The sequence below is a fragment of the Polynucleobacter sp. UK-FUSCHL-C3 genome (assembly GCF_040409815.1).
Lineage (GTDB): Bacteria > Pseudomonadota > Gammaproteobacteria > Burkholderiales > Burkholderiaceae > Polynucleobacter.
In genome coordinates this window covers 300,037-316,411 of record NZ_CP099959.1, presented here as the reverse complement: position 1 = coordinate 316,411, position 16,375 = coordinate 300,037, and the positions used below count along the sequence as shown (strand labels likewise).

The following is a 16,375-nucleotide window of genomic DNA, read 5'->3' as shown; positions in this document are numbered from 1 at the left end:
AGACTTTAGACCGCCACAGATCTAAAGCGAAGTGATGGTTGGCAATTTACTTCTTCGCTCCGCCCAAGAGGGCTCCCAAGACAGGCTTCTTATTTTTACCATCAGCCAGTTTTGGCTTGTTAACTGACGAAGCAGTTTCTGCAATTACATCCTTACCTTCTTTATTTGGCTCGTATGGCATGAAGAAGAATGGGTCTGCTGCGATTGGTTTAGTTGTTCCCGCCGCTTTGATGCCGCTACTAGCAATGGGTAAAGCAGAAACTGGTAGTTTGCGCTTTATGAGCTTCTCAATATCCTCAAGTAAACGTTTCTCACTATCGTCCACCAGTGCAATCGCATCGCCTTTACTGCCAGCTCTGCCGGTTCTACCGATACGATGGATAAAGTCCTCAGCATTAAAGGGCAGTTCGTGATTAATCACGCAGGGCATGTCAGGAATATCCAAACCTCTGGCAGCCACATCGGTCGCCACTAAGGCATCGATGCTGCCACTCTTAAAAGCCTCAAGGGTCAGCATTCGTTCAGTCTGACTCTTATCACCATGAATTGCCGATGCTTTAATACCATCGCGCTCTAATGCATTGGCCAGTCGCGCGCACCCTAGTCGACTGTTGGTAAAGATGATGCATTGTTTAGTATGTCCTGCCTTCACTCGATTTTGCAAAATTGCCACAATAGCTGCACGTTTATTCTCTGACTTTACAAAATGCACGACTTGATTGACTGTATCAGCAGCCGCATTTTGTCTTGCCACTTCGATGGTCACAGGATTACGCAAATAGGTCTGGGCTAATTTCTTGATCTCGGGCGAGAAGGTGGCCGAGAATAAAAGAGTTTGGCGTTGCGCCGGAATAAGATTAATGATGCGCTGCAGATCTGGCAAGAATCCCATATCAAGCATTCGGTCAGCCTCATCAAGCACTAAGATTTGGACTTGTGAGAGATCTGCAGTCTTAGAGCCCAGGTGATCGAGTAAGCGTCCTGGGGTCGCAATCAAAATCTCTACACCAGCACGCAGGGTCATGGCTTGAGGTTTGATATCTACCCCACCAAAAACAACTGCTGTTCGTAAATCGGTGTGTTTGGCATACAAACTAGCGTTATCAGCAACTTGGTCACTCAACTCTCGAGTGGGGGTAAGAATCAGGGCTCGAATGGGGTGGCGGGCTGGCGATGTACTTGCATTGGAATTAGGCAATAACTTCTGAATGATTGGCAGCGTGAATGCAGCTGTCTTCCCTGTGCCAGTCTGAGCAGCCCCCATTACATCACGACCTTCCAAAACAATTGGAATGGCTTTCGCTTGGATGGGGGTAGCTTGTGTATAACCTTGCTCAGCTACCGCCTTGAGAATCTTGGGGTCTAAATGGAAGTCAGCAAAGTTTGCTAACTCAGACGAAATATCAGAATTTGGAGTGATTTGATCAGTTAGTGTAGACACCCATTCATTTTACAGGGCTTGGACATCACTTAAGTTAAAGTGGTAATTAAAGAATGGCAGCAATTCCAGCGCGTGCAATGCCAGCATCATCTGCAGATTTAACACCTGATACGCCAACCGCTCCAATCGTGTGCCCATCCACATCAATATTGACTCCACCTTCGAGCATTCCTTTGATATGAGGCACGGTGGCAAACGCTGTTCTGCCGTTATTAATAATATCTTCATAGACTTTGCTCTCACGCTTACCCATTGCGGAAGCACGTGCTTTATCTTGGGCTATGTAGGACGAAACAGGGGCGCAGCCATCTCTGCGAATCAAGCCCAAAAGATGACCGCCATCATCACATACCGCAATGGTTACCGCCCAATTGTATTTCTCGGCATGGGCATTAGCCGCATCCAGAATTTTTTGGACATCCTCTTGGCGTAAAAAGGGTTTATTGGCTAGCATCGCAGTCTCCTTGGTATTTTGATGTGCTCTTTAGGGAGATTCTGCCACGGAATGGTAGCTCACCCCGATTTTTGACTAAATCAATACAATCGAATTCTCATTTGATTTAAAACACATGTTTCATGACCAAAATACCTGCCGATCCAAGTTTTACCCTAAAAAGCCTGCCCCCAGAAATTACCTCTAAGCTTCAAAAAGAGGTTAAAGGTCAGGTCATGGTCGATAGTGCTAGCCGAGGTCGGTATTCCACGGATGCCTCGATCTACCAGCAGTTTCCATTAGCAGTTTTGGTACCAGAGTCTGCGCAGGATATTGAGGCAGGTCTATCGATTGCAAAAGAGTCTGGTATTCCCGTTTTGCCTCGGGGTGGTGGTACCAGTCAATGCGGCCAAACGACCGGCGCCGCACTGGTAATTGATAACAGTAAGTACTTTCGTAATATTTTGAGTTCTGATCTGGCTAATGCCGATAAGGCCACGATTGAGGTAGAACCTGGCATCGTTTTGGATCACCTTAATGCTTTTCTCAAACCCCATGGTCTGTGGTATCCGGTGGATGTATCTACAGGGGCTCAAGCCACCATTGGCGGTATGGCCGGCAATAACTCTTGCGGAAGCCGCTCGATTGCCTATGGCAATATGGTTCATAACGTCTTGGGTATTAATGCTTGGCTAGCTAATGGTCAACTCGCTCACTTTGGCTCCTATGACAGTAGTGTGGGCGAAGCAAAGGTCTTGGGTAATTTTGTCAAGGGTTTGGTTGATCACTTAAAGCCTGAAATTGAGGCTCATTGGCCTAAGGTCATGCGCCGTGTTGCGGGTTACAACTTGGATGTCTTTCATCCACAAAGTGAGCTACCCTATACACTCGATAACAGCGTTAATCTTTCTCATCTGCTTGTTGGTAGCGAAGGGACGCTCGCTTACTTTAAATCCCTGAAACTCAAGCTTGCACGATTACCAAAACATAAAGTGTTAGGTGTGGTCAACTTTGCAAGCTTTTACAAAGCAATGGATAGTGCGCAGCACATTGTTAAGTTAGGTCCGACAGCTGTGGAGTTAGTCGATCGCACCATGATTGATCTCTCGCGCAATAACCCGGCCTTTCGGAAGACCATTGAAACCGCACTGGTTGATGCGCAGGCGAAGACAGTTGATGCCATTTTGCTCGTTGAGTTCTCGGGTGAAGAGCATGCGCCCCTCTTACAAAAACTCAAGGATCTCGATACCCTCATCAGTGATCTAGGCTCACCGAACTCGGTTGTGATGATGCCCGATCCGGCGATGCAAAAGAACTTATGGGAAGTCCGTAAGGCAGGCCTTAACATCATGATGAGTCTCAAGGGTGATGGCAAGCCGGTGAGTTTCATTGAGGATTGCGCAGTACCACTTGAGCATCTCGCTAATTACACCCAAGCCCTCACTGAGGTATTTAGTAAATACGGCTCACGCGGCACTTGGTACGCTCATGCCTCGGTAGGCACCTTACATGTTCGTCCTATTTTGGATATGCGTCGCGATGGCGCAACAAAGATGCGTACTATTGCAGAAGAGGCCTCTGAGTTGGTACGTAAATACAAAGGCGCCTTCAGTGGGGAGCATGGTGATGGTCTGTGTCGTGGTGAGTGGATCTCTTGGCAATTTGGGCCAAAGATCACCGAAGCGCTAGCGCAGATCAAACACCAATTTGATCCAAGCAATCTCTTTAATCCTGGCAAGATTGTGAACCCGCCCAAGATGGATGATGCGAGTTACTTTCGCTACCCACCTAGCTATACTGTCATTCCAGTGCGCCCCAAGCTCGACTGGTCCGCTTGGAACGTCCAAAATAATCCTGTGACCGAAGCAATTACGGCAGCGGGCACTGGGGGCGATCCCGCCCAAGGCTTAGCCAAAGCGATTGAGATGTGTAATAACAATGGGCATTGCCGTAAGTTTGATGCCGATGTCATGTGCCCCAGTTATCGCATTACCCGTAATGAGAAAGATCTTACCCGGGGCCGAGCCAACACCTTACGACTTGCAATGTCTGGGCAACTGGTCATGAACGGTAATGACGTTCCACCAGCCCATCTTCCACTGGCTACGCAAGCAGTAAAAGAGGTAATGGATCTGTGTGTTAGTTGCAAAGGATGTAAACGTGAGTGCCCCACTGGCGTTGATATGGCCAAAATGAAAATTGAGTTCTTGGCACAATATAAAGAACGTTTTGGACATACGCTGCGCGATCGCTTGGTTGCTCACTTGCCTCGCTATGCACCCATGATTAGCAAAGTACCTGGCTTACCGCCCCTACTGAATCTACGCAATCACATTCCACTCATTGCCAAGGCACAAGAGTGGTTAACAAGTATTAGTGCCAAACGCTCCTTGCCGGTTTGGCAGGGTAAGCATTTTTGGAATCAAGGTGATTTGCCGTTTGCCACACCCCAGGAATTGGCTAAATCGAATAAACGCGTCGTGCTCTTTGCGGACACCTTTAATGCTTACTTCGAGAATGAAAACTTGCAAGCAGCACTCTCCGTGTTGCATAAGTCCGGATACATAGTGCATGTAGCCAGACCATCCTCTAGTACAAGCAATCCAAATCCGTTTTGCTGTGGTCGCACTTATCTTGCCGCTGGCATGGTGGATGAAGCAAAGTCTCGACTTGCAGCTCTCATTGGGCATTTAGCGCCGTATGCTGAGCAAGGGATCGCGATTGTTGGTCTAGAGCCCTCCTGCTTATTTACATTACGCGATGAAGCCTTGCAAATGGGCTTAGGGCCAAAGGCAGAACTGGTAAGCCAGCAAGCGCAGTTGCTCGAAGAGTTTTTGGCCAAAGAACAAAAAGCTGGACGCTTTACCCCACGCTTTAAAGAATCGGCTCAACCAATACTGGTTCATGGGCATTGTCATCAAAAAGCCTTTGCTGCTGTCAGCCCCGCATTAGAGCTTCTTAGGCTAATTCCGAATGCCAATCCACAACTCATTGAATCGTCCTGTTGCGGGATGGCTGGTAGCTTTGGTTATGAAGTTGAACACATTGAGGCATCCAAGCAAATGGCAGAGCTCAGTTTATTACCAACCATCCGCAAGCATCCTGATGCGCTTGTGGTGGCCGATGGCACGAGCTGTCGTCACCAAATTGCGGATGGAACACAGCGAGATGTGTTACATATTGTCAGAGTTTTAGAAGGCCACCTAGATAGCTGAGATGTGGCACATAAAACGAATATTGTTTTTTTACTAGAGAAAAATTCCGATCGTCACCATCAAGAGCGTTCCAGTTAGCAATGCAGGCACCAAGCGTCGGCTGGGGTTACAGATCATTACTCCCAGCGCTAGAAGACATAGCAATACTCTTAGGTAGAGCGGCACGGTTGATAGTAGGCCGATGGGTAAAAAGATAAGACGAATTGTGAGTGCTGCCACCATCGCATAGGTAACCGCCGAGAGCCAGCGAAAGAACTCACTATCTTGGTTCACTTGACCCGAGAGTTTCACACCAATGGCTCTACATATATAGGTACCCAGAGAAGCAGCCATTAGAGCGAGCCATGCTTCCCAACCTTGTTTGAAGACAAAGGCTGTATCTAGATTTTGATAGAGAGAATCGAGGATAGTCATGCAGACCTCTTTTGGTCATAGCGCCTAATCCATTTGCGATCAACCCAATACGCCAGCGTGCCACCAACGAGTCCGGCGGTTAACAAACTAGTGTCGCGATCAATCAAATAAAAAATCGGACCAGCAATACAGCCCATGAAAATAGCTAGGCGGTAGCCTGCCACCTTGATCTCGGTAAAGGTAAGTAAGAAAAATAGTGGGTTTATAAATATCAAGCCCAAGGTAATGGGCATGGGTACACTACCCGCAATCAAGAACCCGACAATAGTCCCCGGTACAGAAATCAACCAACACAAAATACCCAAACCAACAAAATAGCTCAAGCGATGCTTAGGCTCAATTGTCTGAAACTCTTTTAAAGAAACGGCCCATGCGGTCATGGCAAGTAAATGCACCTTGGCATACAGTTGTTTATTGCGATCACGCTCGTGCAAGAGCGGGAAGAGGGTCGCGGTCATGGTCACAAAACGCGTTGCAGTCAGAGATGTAGCTAGAGCAATTGTGACCGATGAGGCACCCAGCAAAATCATCTCGAGCATCACAATCTGCCCAGGAAGGGCAAACATCAAAAAACTCGTGGCTGTCGTAAACCAGAGATCAAAGCCATTGGTACGCCCCATCGCCCCAAAGCCCACCATTCCAGCAAAAAGCACCATGGCTGGGGCCCCACGACCATCGCGCACCCCACTCCAGAAGGCATCTTTGCGATCCTGAAAGCGCGGACTCACCCTCTCCAGATTATCTGAAGAAGGGTCTGGAGATGGATCGGAAATACTCATAGAAGATAAAGCTTATTTTAGAGGAATACGAGCCTCGTAAAGGAGGTCATGCTCATTTGTCTACTTGTGGGGTTACTTGCTTAGCGCTGAGACTGCTCCAAAGCCCAAGTGATATGTTCTGTAACTAGCAGGTCTGCGTTTTGCAATCCATCCCGCAACTGATTCGTAATATCTTCTTTACTCTGTATATCCAGATCAGAGGCAAGCGTATTTCCCAGAGCAATCGCTAGATTGCGACGCCAGCGTGAGTAGCCAATACGCCGAATCGCACTACCCTCATGGCGCTGATTAAAGTGCATTTCACTCCATGACCACAGCTCTAAAAGAGTAGAGCTGCCTAGCTGATGGCGCTCCGCAAAATCCGGCACGCTCGTATGCTGGGCATATTTATTCCATGGACAGACCAATTGGCAATCATCGCATCCATACACACGATTGCCAATTGCTCTTCGAAACTCCACCGGTATCGATCCAGGATGTTCAATCGTCAGATAGGAAATACAGCGCCTTGCATCCAATGCGTATGGGGCGGTAATAGCCTGAGTGGGGCAAATATCGATACAAGCCTGACAAGAGCCGCAATGGGGCTCCACGGGCTCATCCACTGCCAGGGGTAGATTAATCAGAATCTCCCCCAAGAAAAAGAAGGAGCCAAACTCGCGGTGTAGCAGCAAAGTATGTTTACCTCGCCAACCAAGACCTGCTTTTCTGGCTAGCTCTACTTCCATGATCGGAGCAGAATCGGTAAACACGCGGTATTGCAATCCACCCTCATTCGATTGCAAGTGCGCGATCTTTTCCTCGAGTTCAGTGACTAAGATTTGTAGCTTCGCTCTTAAGATCTTGTGGTAATCACGGCCCCGGGCATAGAGAGAAATCACTGCTTCCTGGGACTGTTCTAGACGAGCTAACTCTGCAGAAAACTGCTCTTCTATTGTTTTCGAAGAGTTTTGGGGTAAATAGGGCATGGTCACGCAGATCGAGCGAATGGCGCCTGCTTGTAACTGCTCAGGTTGTGCGCGCAAACTGGCATGGCGCTCCATATAGCCCATCTCACCGTGACGACCTTCTGCCAACCAACTTGCAAGCTTAGGAACTGCCTCGCTCACATCGGTATCGCTAATCCGTAATTGGCCAAAGCCCAACTCATAGGCTCGGATATCCAACCAGCTCCGAATGCCTTCCAATTGGTTGTGCAATTCAGATGAAAATGCCTGAGAATGCATATAAATTGAGAGAAATGTCCTGTCTAAAATACTTTATTTAATCTTCACTATAAAGGCTTGATGTGAGTACTTCGCCCACCAGTAAGCTGACTGGCAACCCAGCTGAGCAATTAAATAAAAACTCCTTCTATGAACTTCATTGTAACGATGAAGCCGCTACTGCCGCCTTAGTTCAAGCACTAGCCCAGGCACTCTCCACTTCCATGAATTCGCAAGTAAGCCAAAGCCCTGCATCGGCCCACCTTTATATCAGTCTGCAGGGTGATTTAGGCTCTGGGAAGACCACAGCAGTACGTTATCTCTTGAAGGAACTGGGCTACACCGGTAAGGTGAAGAGTCCTACCTATAGTTTATGTGAGCCCCATATTTTGCAGATCAATCAATACCCCATCCAACTCTATCATTTTGATTTCTATCGCATGCAATCGCCATCTGAATGGACCGAGGCAGGCTTACAAGAACACTTCACTAGTCATGAGCCCACGATTTGCATCGTCGAGTGGTCCGAGAAAGCAGACAATACTCTACCGTTAATGGATCTTAGTATTAGGATTAAAGCAAGCGACCCCCTCGATCATCACAAAGAGTATGAGCGCCTGATTGCATTTCATGCCAATACCTCTATTGGTCTAGAGCTCCTGAACAATCTAGTCTCCAAGACTACAACCCTCAATTAGTTCTAGAGTCTTTATCAATATCCATGGATCCAAAACGCCGCTTAGTCCTAGAGCACGGTCTGAAGTCTATGGGGTCTTTGGGGGTGCTCGTTTTATTACTGACCGAGAGTGAGTTAGTAGGCGCCAACACTAGCGCGAAGTTAATTGGCGTGCGCATTTGGCCTTCGGAAGAATACACCCGCATTGCCTTAGAGTCTGATCAAGTCTTACCTATTAGCCATCAACTCTTAACGGGGCCCGATCGCTTGGTAGTGGATATTGAGGGTCTGCAGCTCAACCCCACCCTGAAAGATCTGGTGGCCAAGGTCAAACCCAATGATCCCTATGTGTCCCAAATTCGGGTTGGGCAGTTTCAACCGACGGTGGTACGCTTAGTCTTTGATCTCAAAGAGGCTGTAAAGCCCCAACTCTTTTCCTTAGACCCCGTCGCGGAATACCAATACCGCTTGGTGTTTGATCTCTACCCCACCAATCCCACAGACCCTCTCATGCAGTTGGTCAAGGAGAGTGCCAAGAAAGAGAAATTGTTGCTCGAGGCACAGGGTAAGAAGGATGATGACCCCATTGCTGCTTTTGCTAAGTCAGGCAACCTTCCTGAGCTTAAATCTGAAAAGGGGATCAAGCCCTCTGTGCCTCAAGCCAGCGCTGGCAAAGCAAATGATCTATCGGGAGCCCAACAGCGCATTCCGTTTAAACGCCTTGTGACCATTGCACTAGACCCCGGTCATGGCGGTGAAGATCCGGGAGCGATTGGTGCCCGAGGTTCTTATGAGAAAAATATTGTTTTGTCCATTGCTAAACGCCTAAAGAGCAAGATCGATCAAGAAGCGTCAATGCGCCCGTTTCTAACCCGCGAGGGTGATTACTTTGTACCACTGCACCGTCGGGTCTCCAAAGCCCGCCAAGTGGAGGCTGATCTCTTTATCTCGATTCATGCCGATGCTTTCATTCAGCCCCATGCCAGGGGGGCATCGGTCTTTGCCCTCTCGCAACAGGGAGCAACGAGTTCAACGGCGCGCTGGATGGCCAATAAAGAGAATTCCTCAGACTTAATTGGAGGTATCAACATCAAGGTCAAGGACAAGCAGGTTGCTCACCTGCTCCTGGATATGTCGACCACTGCCCAGATTAATGATTCTCTACGGGTAGGCAACTCTGTACTGCGCAACATTGGTGATTTTGCCCCCTTACACAAGAATAAGGTCGAGCAGGCTGGCTTTGCGGTCCTCAAAGCCCCAGATATACCTTCCATCCTCATAGAAACAGCATTTATCAGCAATCCCCAAGAAGAAAAAAGGCTTAATGACGAGGGTTACCAAGAGAGGATTGCCGAAGCCATCCTAGCGGGCATTAAGGACTATTTTTCTAAGAATCCCCCCGTAGCAAGGCGTGGCTAATAGAGATTCCTAGACTCCTAAAAAGAGCTTAGGGGAGGGGGTTCTACATCTTGCTATAATTTGGGGTTTGCTGGACTTAATATTACAAAAAGTCTCTTTTTGACAGCAAACAATCCAATAAGCCCTTGGATCATTTTTGGCAGCACCATGAAAATGGGACGGTAGCTCAGTCGGTAGAGCAGCGGACTTTTAATCCGTTGGTCGCGAGTTCGAATCTCGCCCGTCCTACCAAGAATTAATGGTGTAAACCAGTCACATGGTTTGCACTTTGCCGCACACACTCTAAGCACTTTGGGGGGAAATGGATTTTCAAGAGCCTGTGCCCGAGAAGGTTCCGTATCAAAGTACGCCATATCGCAATCCACAAAGTTTTCTTCATGATGCCAGTCAAAAAATAGCCGGCGCTTCCTGATCAAAGACATTCGGGGGAGTGTAGTATGAAAAAATCTACAGATTAACGCATCCTTGAACTCAAAGAGCTACTGGAAAAGAGATCGTGCACCAAAGACCTGCACTGCTTCATATGCAAGATGATTTAGGGGCCTCAGAGTCACTACCGCATTCTCAACTGCAGACTACGCCTCAAGCAATCGAATCCAATTTCGATCCAAAGGCTAATCAGCTTGATACCAACTAGGCGCCACTATGCTCGCCGGAACCAAAGCAGTCAATTACGGCGATGGCTACATTATTAAATAAAGAAAACATCAAATCGTCAACTGGCTTGGATCTGGATGAAGTAAAATTAAGAGCTTAGCTCCATCTTCAACAGTCAGCAACAATTGCAGCCGTTGGGGTTATTACGCACCATGCGCCATTTGTGTAGCTAGACCTTTTTTTGCGACGATCTAAGTCTGATGTAGTATGAGGATGGCCATTGGCAGGCTCACGTCACTATCGAGTGATGCTCTACCTTACTTAACCGGCACCCCTAATTCAATGGTCTTACTTTTAGTCAGGTACTTGCATTGCAGGCATACCGGGGTTGATTAAGCGCACCATATATCGGCGAGAACGGGAAATGCCTATGACTGTGCGTAAATATTTGATTGAGATACAGGCCGAAAAGTCGATTTGGGGAAAGATGCCCCACCGAATGTTATGCAATCGAGAACTACAATAATGCAAAGGCTAGTAATTGACTAATACAATCTACCTAAATTAGGAGGACCGTACTTTAAATGCTTTTTAAGTGCATCCACCTGGGTGACTTAAAGCGCACAATAGCCCAGTACAACCAGACGTAAGTCACTGCAAATAAAACAGCAAAGCCTTTGAGTACCAGGTGATATTGCCAAAACAAAATGGCTGGAATGACCGCTAATGCAGTCAGGATCCACAAATAAGGTGAAGTCAAGGCATTGCATTGAGCCTTAGCGGCATCTGAATGACCGCCAACCGAGGGTCGAACAATCCGCATATAAATTAACTGATGTAAATGCAATGCGTCAGGCATGCCGGGGTGTGCTTTTTGTAGTAAAACGCGGCGATAGATCGTAAACACTGTCTCAAAGATTGGGTACAGGCAAAGTAGTAAGGGAAACCATTTTGAAACTTCTGGATGACGAGCCGTTAACAACACCGAGAGCTCAGCAATCCAAAAACCCACAAAATAAGCCCCGCCATCACCCAAAAAGATAGCCCCGCGCGGGTAATTAAAAACGAGGAAACCCAGTAAAGCACCGATCATTGCTAGCGCAGCAATCATGATGGGATAGTCATTTACCTGAAAGGCAACATAAGTAATGCCAGACAAAATAATGACGGCTACCATCGACGATAAGCCGTTATAGCCATCAATAATGTTAAAAGCGTTGGCTACCCCACCAACAGCAAAGCAAGTAATGGCTATAGCCACAAAGGGATAAGCCATCATCAGGTTATCAATACCTAAAATCTGCACACTACCCAGCCAAGCATTTAAAAAATAGCCCGCCAGCCCTGCCGAGACCATGGTGGCGAGCAATCTAACCTTAACACCTACCTTTTTGGTTAAATCCTCAGTCAACCCAGAAAGAAAGGCTGGCAAGGAGCACATCACCAAAAGCAAGCCAAATAACCCTACTTCAGCATTTTCAAAATAGCGCGCGAAAAGCGCTACTAACGATCCAAAGAAAATAGCAATCCCCCCAACACGAGGCACCGGTACTGCATGAAATTTTTGGACCCCAGATAAATCAGAATCTGCCGTAAAAGCTAAATGCAATTTCTTCGATTGCACTATGAATAAATTAGTGACTAGTGATGAAATAAAAGCAAGTACTAAAGTAGACATACGAATCCAGAAAAATTAAACAGCATTATAAAAATAAAAATTCATAGAAATGAAACTAATCACTTATTTTTATGTTTTAGAAAATAGAAGCGTAATAGTAATAATAATAGAAGCTGGGTCAAAACCGATATCCAAGCACAGACTTCAATTCCATAAATAGGCAGCGCTATCGCATTCAGAGTTACATTAAAAATCGCAGCTACGACTGTGATACTCATTAGCAAACGCTGCAGCTCAAGTGCCAGAAAGGCTTGAAATAAAACCGTGTTGCCTAAAAAAAATATAAATCCAATCGTTAAAACCTCAAATAACTGAACTGAAGCACTATATTGCTCACCAAAAAAAAAGGGAATAATAGTTGATGAAAATAAAAATGCGCAAACACATATTATCGATCCAATAAATAGTGCTAAGTAAAGGGCATTCAAAATTTTTCCAGTGGAAACCTCTATAGATAGCTGAGACATGCGAAATTTACGTAACAAGACGATTGCAACTGGTCCCCCAAAAACTTGTAGGGCCTCAACCAATCGACAGGCAACACCATATTCACCAACATCAGAACGTGGGATATCAAATAACCTACAAAGCAAAAGATCAGACCTAGCATACAAGCCACATGCAATGGCCCAAGCAGCCAAAGGAATGGTAACCCTAAAAATTTTCCATGGGATCAAAAATATTGGCTTTATCTTAGATCTAAACATCAATACAAAACAAACTACATAGCCTCCGATACCTTGGGCAAATAAGACTGAAGAAGGACTATCAAAACCATACAATATAAAAGTTACAACAAAAAAGGCTGTTAAAAATCGAGTCATAACCTGCAAAAATGCATCTCGCGCCAATCTCCCTTGGCCACGCAAGACTGACATTGATTGCGCAATTAAAACAACCGGACAAAAAGCAAAAATGATAGCGAATAAAGTGGTTAGATCTTGTTCAAACGGGTTGATAATTGCCATTAGAATTAGAATTGCTACGAGCAAAAGTGTATATCCAAATGCGTAACGACTCAGCGTTTGATCTTCAATCGCAATATCCAAAGAGGCTAGAGCTGACTCCCGCTGGAGCAATGCAATAAAACCGCCGTCAAGCAGTATTGTGATAAAAAAACCTGCAGACATTGCAATTGCGTACACTCCAAATTGATCCACGCCTAAATGACGAGCAACTAAGATGCTCAAGCCAAAGCTAATCAGAGCCTGGATTGCCGTTGCTACCCACTGGTAACTTAAGAGCCAAAGGGTTAACAGAAAAATATCCTCAAATTATTGGTGGATTATCTAGATATAATTCGGGCGAATGGCCGTGCTATTTTTTGTAAAGGATATGGAAGAGCGTTCCAAAGCCCAAAAAGAGCCTTTCTTGCTAAAGGAAATCCGAGCAATATAGACTGCATAGCTAATGCACTTCTTCTGCGAAGAATATATCCAAAACTCATCATCATGGCCCACTTAAACTCTTGAGGAGAGTATGGATGCTTAGACCTTACTGTACCCAGTTTATCAACCTCCACATCAATTGCTTGATCAATCACCCTGATAAACTCTCGATAACTCCAGCGGGGGTTTAGTGCTACCTCTAGGTATGTTCGATCTGCCATTTTTTGTAGATATTCATGGTCTTTTATTTTTTCAACAACCTCTTCAAAGTTTGAAAAATCTTTCTTTAGAACTACGAAATGGCGGCCTGGCTCTAAAACATTTGAATATTCACCTTCAAATAAAACCATAGGCGTCCTGAGTGCTGCAGCCTCAAAACACCGAGGTGAAATCTGATGCAGTCTTAATGAGCCCTCATATTCTTTTAAAAAGAGTTCAGAAACCTCTTCAAATGTAGCTTGAGGATGTTCGGAAACGTACTGATCAACTCTTCGCTCGAGCTGACCATCAAAATCAATAATACTAGCCCCGCTCTCTACTCCAATTACAGTTTTGCAAGATGCTACGAAATTAGTCCAAGCGTGACCATATAAGCGTTCATATTCGCGCGTTGACAAGTCTAGATTCAAGCCAAGAGATTTTGCTTTTGCGCGCCGCTTAAACTCTTCAGATATGAACCATTTTTCATAGGCAAGCGCACCAAGCCAGTACCACATCTTCCTAGTTCTATATCCAACATCAATTGGTCTTTTTGCTACCGGTACGACCTCAAGCTTTAGCAATGCTTCAGGAACATAGCCAGTCAAAACATTGATTACCCTTAAATTTGGTACTTTTTCAGCAGGATAAACTTTTGGTATTTCGCCCTCTGGAACGCATGAGAAAAGGACATTAATTCCTAATTCGTTAATGTGCTTCCAATAGGTCTTAATTTCACGGTACTCATCCTGCAAGAAGGCGGCTTTGAGCCCTTTGAATTGCCTGAGTTTCCTAACCAGATCTTCACCAAAGTAGTGCTTTAACAATGGTCCAATCGAAAGAGAATAATGGGAAATTACTACATCAAAACGATCTAAATCAATGCGGGCTGGAAAATGATGCAACATCGAAATTTCGTAAACATTGTGTTCGGAATATTTATGTAGCGCATCTAAATACTCCGTAACCGTTGCTGCTTGCGTATTAGCTGTTGGGCGATTTGTTAAAAACAGTATTTCCATCAGGATTTACTGTCAATAAATTGCTGATGCCAAAGTTCTAAACTGAGCAAGGCCCATAAATTTCTGCCATAAATACTTTGGGTATCAAGAATTGAATCAAGGGTGACTCCATCCCGCAAATAAGGCCTTGTTCTTGCCTTATGAGAAGAAAATGTATCGCCAATAAAATCACGCGCAGGACCTCCCTGTCTAAGCCAAAGATTTAAAGGTACGGGAAAGCCCATCTTGTCTTTGCGTTCTCGAATAGCCTTGGGGAGTTTGTGGGAAAAGGATTCTTTGAGTAAGCGTTTTAACTCGCCATTCAGGAATTTCACATTTGCTGGGATAGTTGCAGCTAATTCAACTAAAGGATGATCCAGAAATGGGACGCGTGACTCGAGCCCATGCGCCATGCTCATTCGATCCTCTACCTGTAGCAATGCGGGTAAAAGAGTTTTAAAGTCAAAATGGGTCATCAAGTCAAAATAGGATTCATGACCAACATTATTTCCCCAAAAAATTGATCTAAACTCCTCAAACGCTTTTTCTCTTTGGATGATCCCAGGGCGCAACATTGGCTCTATCGTATTTGATCGATTAATTAGCCTGAAATAACGCTGATCCTTAGGCTCAAATAAGCCGGCTGAAAAAAATTCCTTCATTAATGGCTTATATTCCCGCAAAGTTCTTAAATTAGGAATGATTGACTCATAGGTCACAACAAAGTGTCCATTATTCAAGGTGCCATCAATTGCTCCTTGAATACACTGCTCAAAATAAGCAATCAAATATCTTGCGTAGCCACCAAAAATCTCATCGCCGCCCTGCCCCCCAAGAACCACTTTTAGATGCTTGCTTGCAACTTTTGAAACCATGTACTGAGGAAATGAGCCGGGCCCTGCAATAGGACTATCAAGATGATAAATAACTTCCGCAATGTTATCTACAAAGTCTTGCTCGGTAATAGAAGCAATATATAAATCCATATCGTGATCTTCTGCAACCGCACGAGCATATCTAGATTCATCAAATGCGTCACTATCCGTAAATCTGCCATTGAAAATCTTAAATCGAGAATTTGAGTCCTGATATTTAGAGCCTAAGATTGCTAAAAGGCTAGAGTCTACCCCACCACTAACATAGGCGCCAATTTCAACATCAGCACGCATATGCATTTTTGTGGAGTCATCCATCAGTCCCTGAATCTTTTCGATAAAGTACTTATCGGCATGTTCAAAATCCAGGTTGTAGTGCACCTCCCAATAGCGCTTAATGCTAATTGCGCCATCCTTAGTGACCCAGCCGCAATGAGCAGGCTCAATTTGCTTCACGCCCTCCAACAGCGTTTTGGATCCAAGGCAGAATTGAAAACTGAAATAGTCACTGAGGGCATGCGTATCGACAGATCTAGTATTAATAAATGGCAGTAAGGCCTTAATTTCGGAGGCAAAATAAATCACCCCATCAGGCCCTTGAAGCCAGTAAAGCGGCTTTATGCCAAAACGATCTCGGGCAAAAAAGATGGCATCCTTTTTTGCATCCCAAATTAAAAAAGCAAACATGCCGCGTAAATGCTGGACGCAATCCTCACCCCACTTCTGATAAGCATACAAAATGACTTCGGTATCAGAATGGGTCTTAAATAAATCTAAACCCAGCTCCTCACGTAACTCAATATAGTTATAGATCTCACCATTAAAGATAATAGTAGTGCCATTATCCAAAGACATGGGTTGAGCACCGCTATCTAGATCAACAATAGTCAAGCGAACATGGCCAAATCCTATCCGAGACTGAGGGTCAATCCAAACACCATTAGCATCTGGACCACGATGATGAATTTGCTTGACACCCGCCTGAATACTATTTTGCAATTCCTCTTTAATAAGAGGTAGAGGAGAGATTATTGAAAAGATTCCGCACATATTAAA

The 16,375-nt window shown here is 45.4% G+C and carries 12 protein-coding genes and 1 tRNA gene; 4 read left to right on the top strand and 9 right to left on the bottom strand.

What is annotated here, in order from left to right; all coding sequences use genetic code 11:
- Positions 1–46: 46 nt before the first annotated feature.
- Positions 47–1,402, bottom strand: a complete 1,356-nt coding sequence (locus NKE59_RS01685) for a DEAD/DEAH box helicase (RefSeq protein WP_353439880.1) — start codon at positions 1,400–1,402, stop codon at positions 47–49.
- A gap of 85 nt (positions 1,403–1,487) precedes the next feature.
- Positions 1,488–1,895 (bottom strand): heme-binding protein, encoded by a 408-nt coding sequence (locus tag NKE59_RS01680; RefSeq protein ID WP_353439172.1) that lies wholly within the window; start codon positions 1,893–1,895, stop codon positions 1,488–1,490.
- A 122-nt stretch (positions 1,896–2,017) separates the two neighbouring features.
- Here NKE59_RS01680 and NKE59_RS01675 point away from each other — a divergent pair, with 122 nt between their 5' ends.
- Entirely contained in the window at positions 2,018–5,089 is a 3,072-nt protein-coding gene (locus NKE59_RS01675) for an FAD-linked oxidase C-terminal domain-containing protein (RefSeq protein WP_353439171.1), read from the top strand.
- Between the two features lie 33 nt (positions 5,090–5,122).
- On the opposite strand, the gene NKE59_RS01670 is transcribed toward NKE59_RS01675, so the two are convergent.
- The 3 genes from NKE59_RS01670 to queG all read right to left on the bottom strand — a co-directional run bounded on the left by NKE59_RS01670 (position 5,123) and on the right by queG (position 7,508).
- Entirely contained in the window at positions 5,123–5,503 is a 381-nt protein-coding gene (locus tag NKE59_RS01670) for an AzlD domain-containing protein (protein ID WP_353439170.1), read from the bottom strand.
- Positions 5,500–6,282 carry an AzlC family ABC transporter permease gene (locus NKE59_RS01665; protein ID WP_353439169.1) on the bottom strand — a complete coding sequence of 261 codons (783 nt, stop codon included), beginning with the start codon at positions 6,280–6,282 and terminating at the stop codon, positions 5,500–5,502. Before NKE59_RS01665 ends, NKE59_RS01670 begins: the two co-directional genes overlap by 4 nt.
- 80 nt (positions 6,283–6,362) lie before the next feature.
- The gene (gene queG / locus NKE59_RS01660; RefSeq protein WP_353439168.1) at positions 6,363–7,508 is read right to left on the bottom strand and encodes a tRNA epoxyqueuosine(34) reductase QueG; all 1,146 of its coding nucleotides are present in this window, start codon (positions 7,506–7,508) and stop codon (positions 6,363–6,365) included.
- A gap of 62 nt (positions 7,509–7,570) precedes the next feature.
- On the opposite strand from queG, the gene tsaE reads away from it, so the two are divergent.
- From tsaE to NKE59_RS01645, 3 genes are all read left to right on the top strand, one after another.
- Positions 7,571–8,185 (top strand): tRNA (adenosine(37)-N6)-threonylcarbamoyltransferase complex ATPase subunit type 1 TsaE, encoded by a 615-nt coding sequence (gene tsaE / locus NKE59_RS01655; RefSeq protein ID WP_353439167.1) that lies wholly within the window; start codon positions 7,571–7,573, stop codon positions 8,183–8,185.
- A gap of 23 nt (positions 8,186–8,208) precedes the next feature.
- Positions 8,209–9,582 carry an N-acetylmuramoyl-L-alanine amidase gene (locus NKE59_RS01650; protein WP_353439166.1) on the top strand — a complete coding sequence of 458 codons (1,374 nt, stop codon included), beginning with the start codon at positions 8,209–8,211 and terminating at the stop codon, positions 9,580–9,582.
- Between the two features lie 155 nt (positions 9,583–9,737).
- Positions 9,738–9,813: transfer RNA gene (locus NKE59_RS01645), tRNA-Lys, on the top strand.
- A 946-nt stretch (positions 9,814–10,759) separates the two neighbouring features.
- On the opposite strand, the gene NKE59_RS01640 is transcribed toward NKE59_RS01645, so the two are convergent.
- The 4 genes from NKE59_RS01640 to asnB are packed head-to-tail and all read right to left on the bottom strand — an operon-like array spanning position 10,760 to position 16,369.
- Positions 10,760–11,857 carry a glycosyltransferase gene (locus tag NKE59_RS01640; RefSeq protein WP_353439165.1) on the bottom strand — a complete coding sequence of 366 codons (1,098 nt, stop codon included), beginning with the start codon at positions 11,855–11,857 and terminating at the stop codon, positions 10,760–10,762.
- Between the two features lie 59 nt (positions 11,858–11,916).
- Positions 11,917–13,116 carry an oligosaccharide flippase family protein gene (locus NKE59_RS01635; protein WP_353439879.1) on the bottom strand — a complete coding sequence of 400 codons (1,200 nt, stop codon included), beginning with the start codon at positions 13,114–13,116 and terminating at the stop codon, positions 11,917–11,919.
- A 26-nt stretch (positions 13,117–13,142) separates the two neighbouring features.
- Positions 13,143–14,465: a glycosyltransferase gene (locus NKE59_RS01630; protein ID WP_353439164.1), complete on the bottom strand. Its 1,323-nt coding sequence runs from the start codon at positions 14,463–14,465 to the stop codon at positions 13,143–13,145.
- Complete coding sequence (asnB, locus tag NKE59_RS01625; RefSeq protein ID WP_353439163.1) at positions 14,465–16,369, bottom strand: asparagine synthase (glutamine-hydrolyzing); 1,905 nt, start codon at positions 16,367–16,369, stop codon at positions 14,465–14,467. Before asnB ends, NKE59_RS01630 begins: the two co-directional genes overlap by 1 nt.
- Between the last annotated feature and the right edge of the window lie 6 nt (positions 16,370–16,375).

Excerpts from the sequence above, each read along its gene's own strand:
- NKE59_RS01680 (WP_353439172.1), bottom strand. The coding sequence starts at position 1,895 with ATGCTAGCCAATAAACCCTTTTTACGCCAAGAGGATGTCCAAAAAATT.
- NKE59_RS01675 (WP_353439171.1), top strand. The coding sequence starts at position 2,018 with ATGACCAAAATACCTGCCGATCCAAGTTTTACCCTAAAAAGCCTGCCC.
- NKE59_RS01670 (WP_353439170.1), bottom strand. The coding sequence starts at position 5,503 with ATGACTATCCTCGATTCTCTCTATCAAAATCTAGATACAGCCTTTGTC.
- NKE59_RS01665 (WP_353439169.1), bottom strand. The coding sequence starts at position 6,282 with ATGAGTATTTCCGATCCATCTCCAGACCCTTCTTCAGATAATCTGGAG.
- queG (WP_353439168.1), bottom strand. The coding sequence starts at position 7,508 with ATGCATTCTCAGGCATTTTCATCTGAATTGCACAACCAATTGGAAGGC.
- NKE59_RS01650 (WP_353439166.1), top strand. The coding sequence starts at position 8,209 with ATGGATCCAAAACGCCGCTTAGTCCTAGAGCACGGTCTGAAGTCTATG.
- NKE59_RS01640 (WP_353439165.1), bottom strand. The coding sequence starts at position 11,857 with ATGTCTACTTTAGTACTTGCTTTTATTTCATCACTAGTCACTAATTTA.
- NKE59_RS01630 (WP_353439164.1), bottom strand. The coding sequence starts at position 14,465 with ATGGAAATACTGTTTTTAACAAATCGCCCAACAGCTAATACGCAAGCA.
- asnB (WP_353439163.1), bottom strand. The coding sequence starts at position 16,369 with ATGTGCGGAATCTTTTCAATAATCTCTCCTCTACCTCTTATTAAAGAG.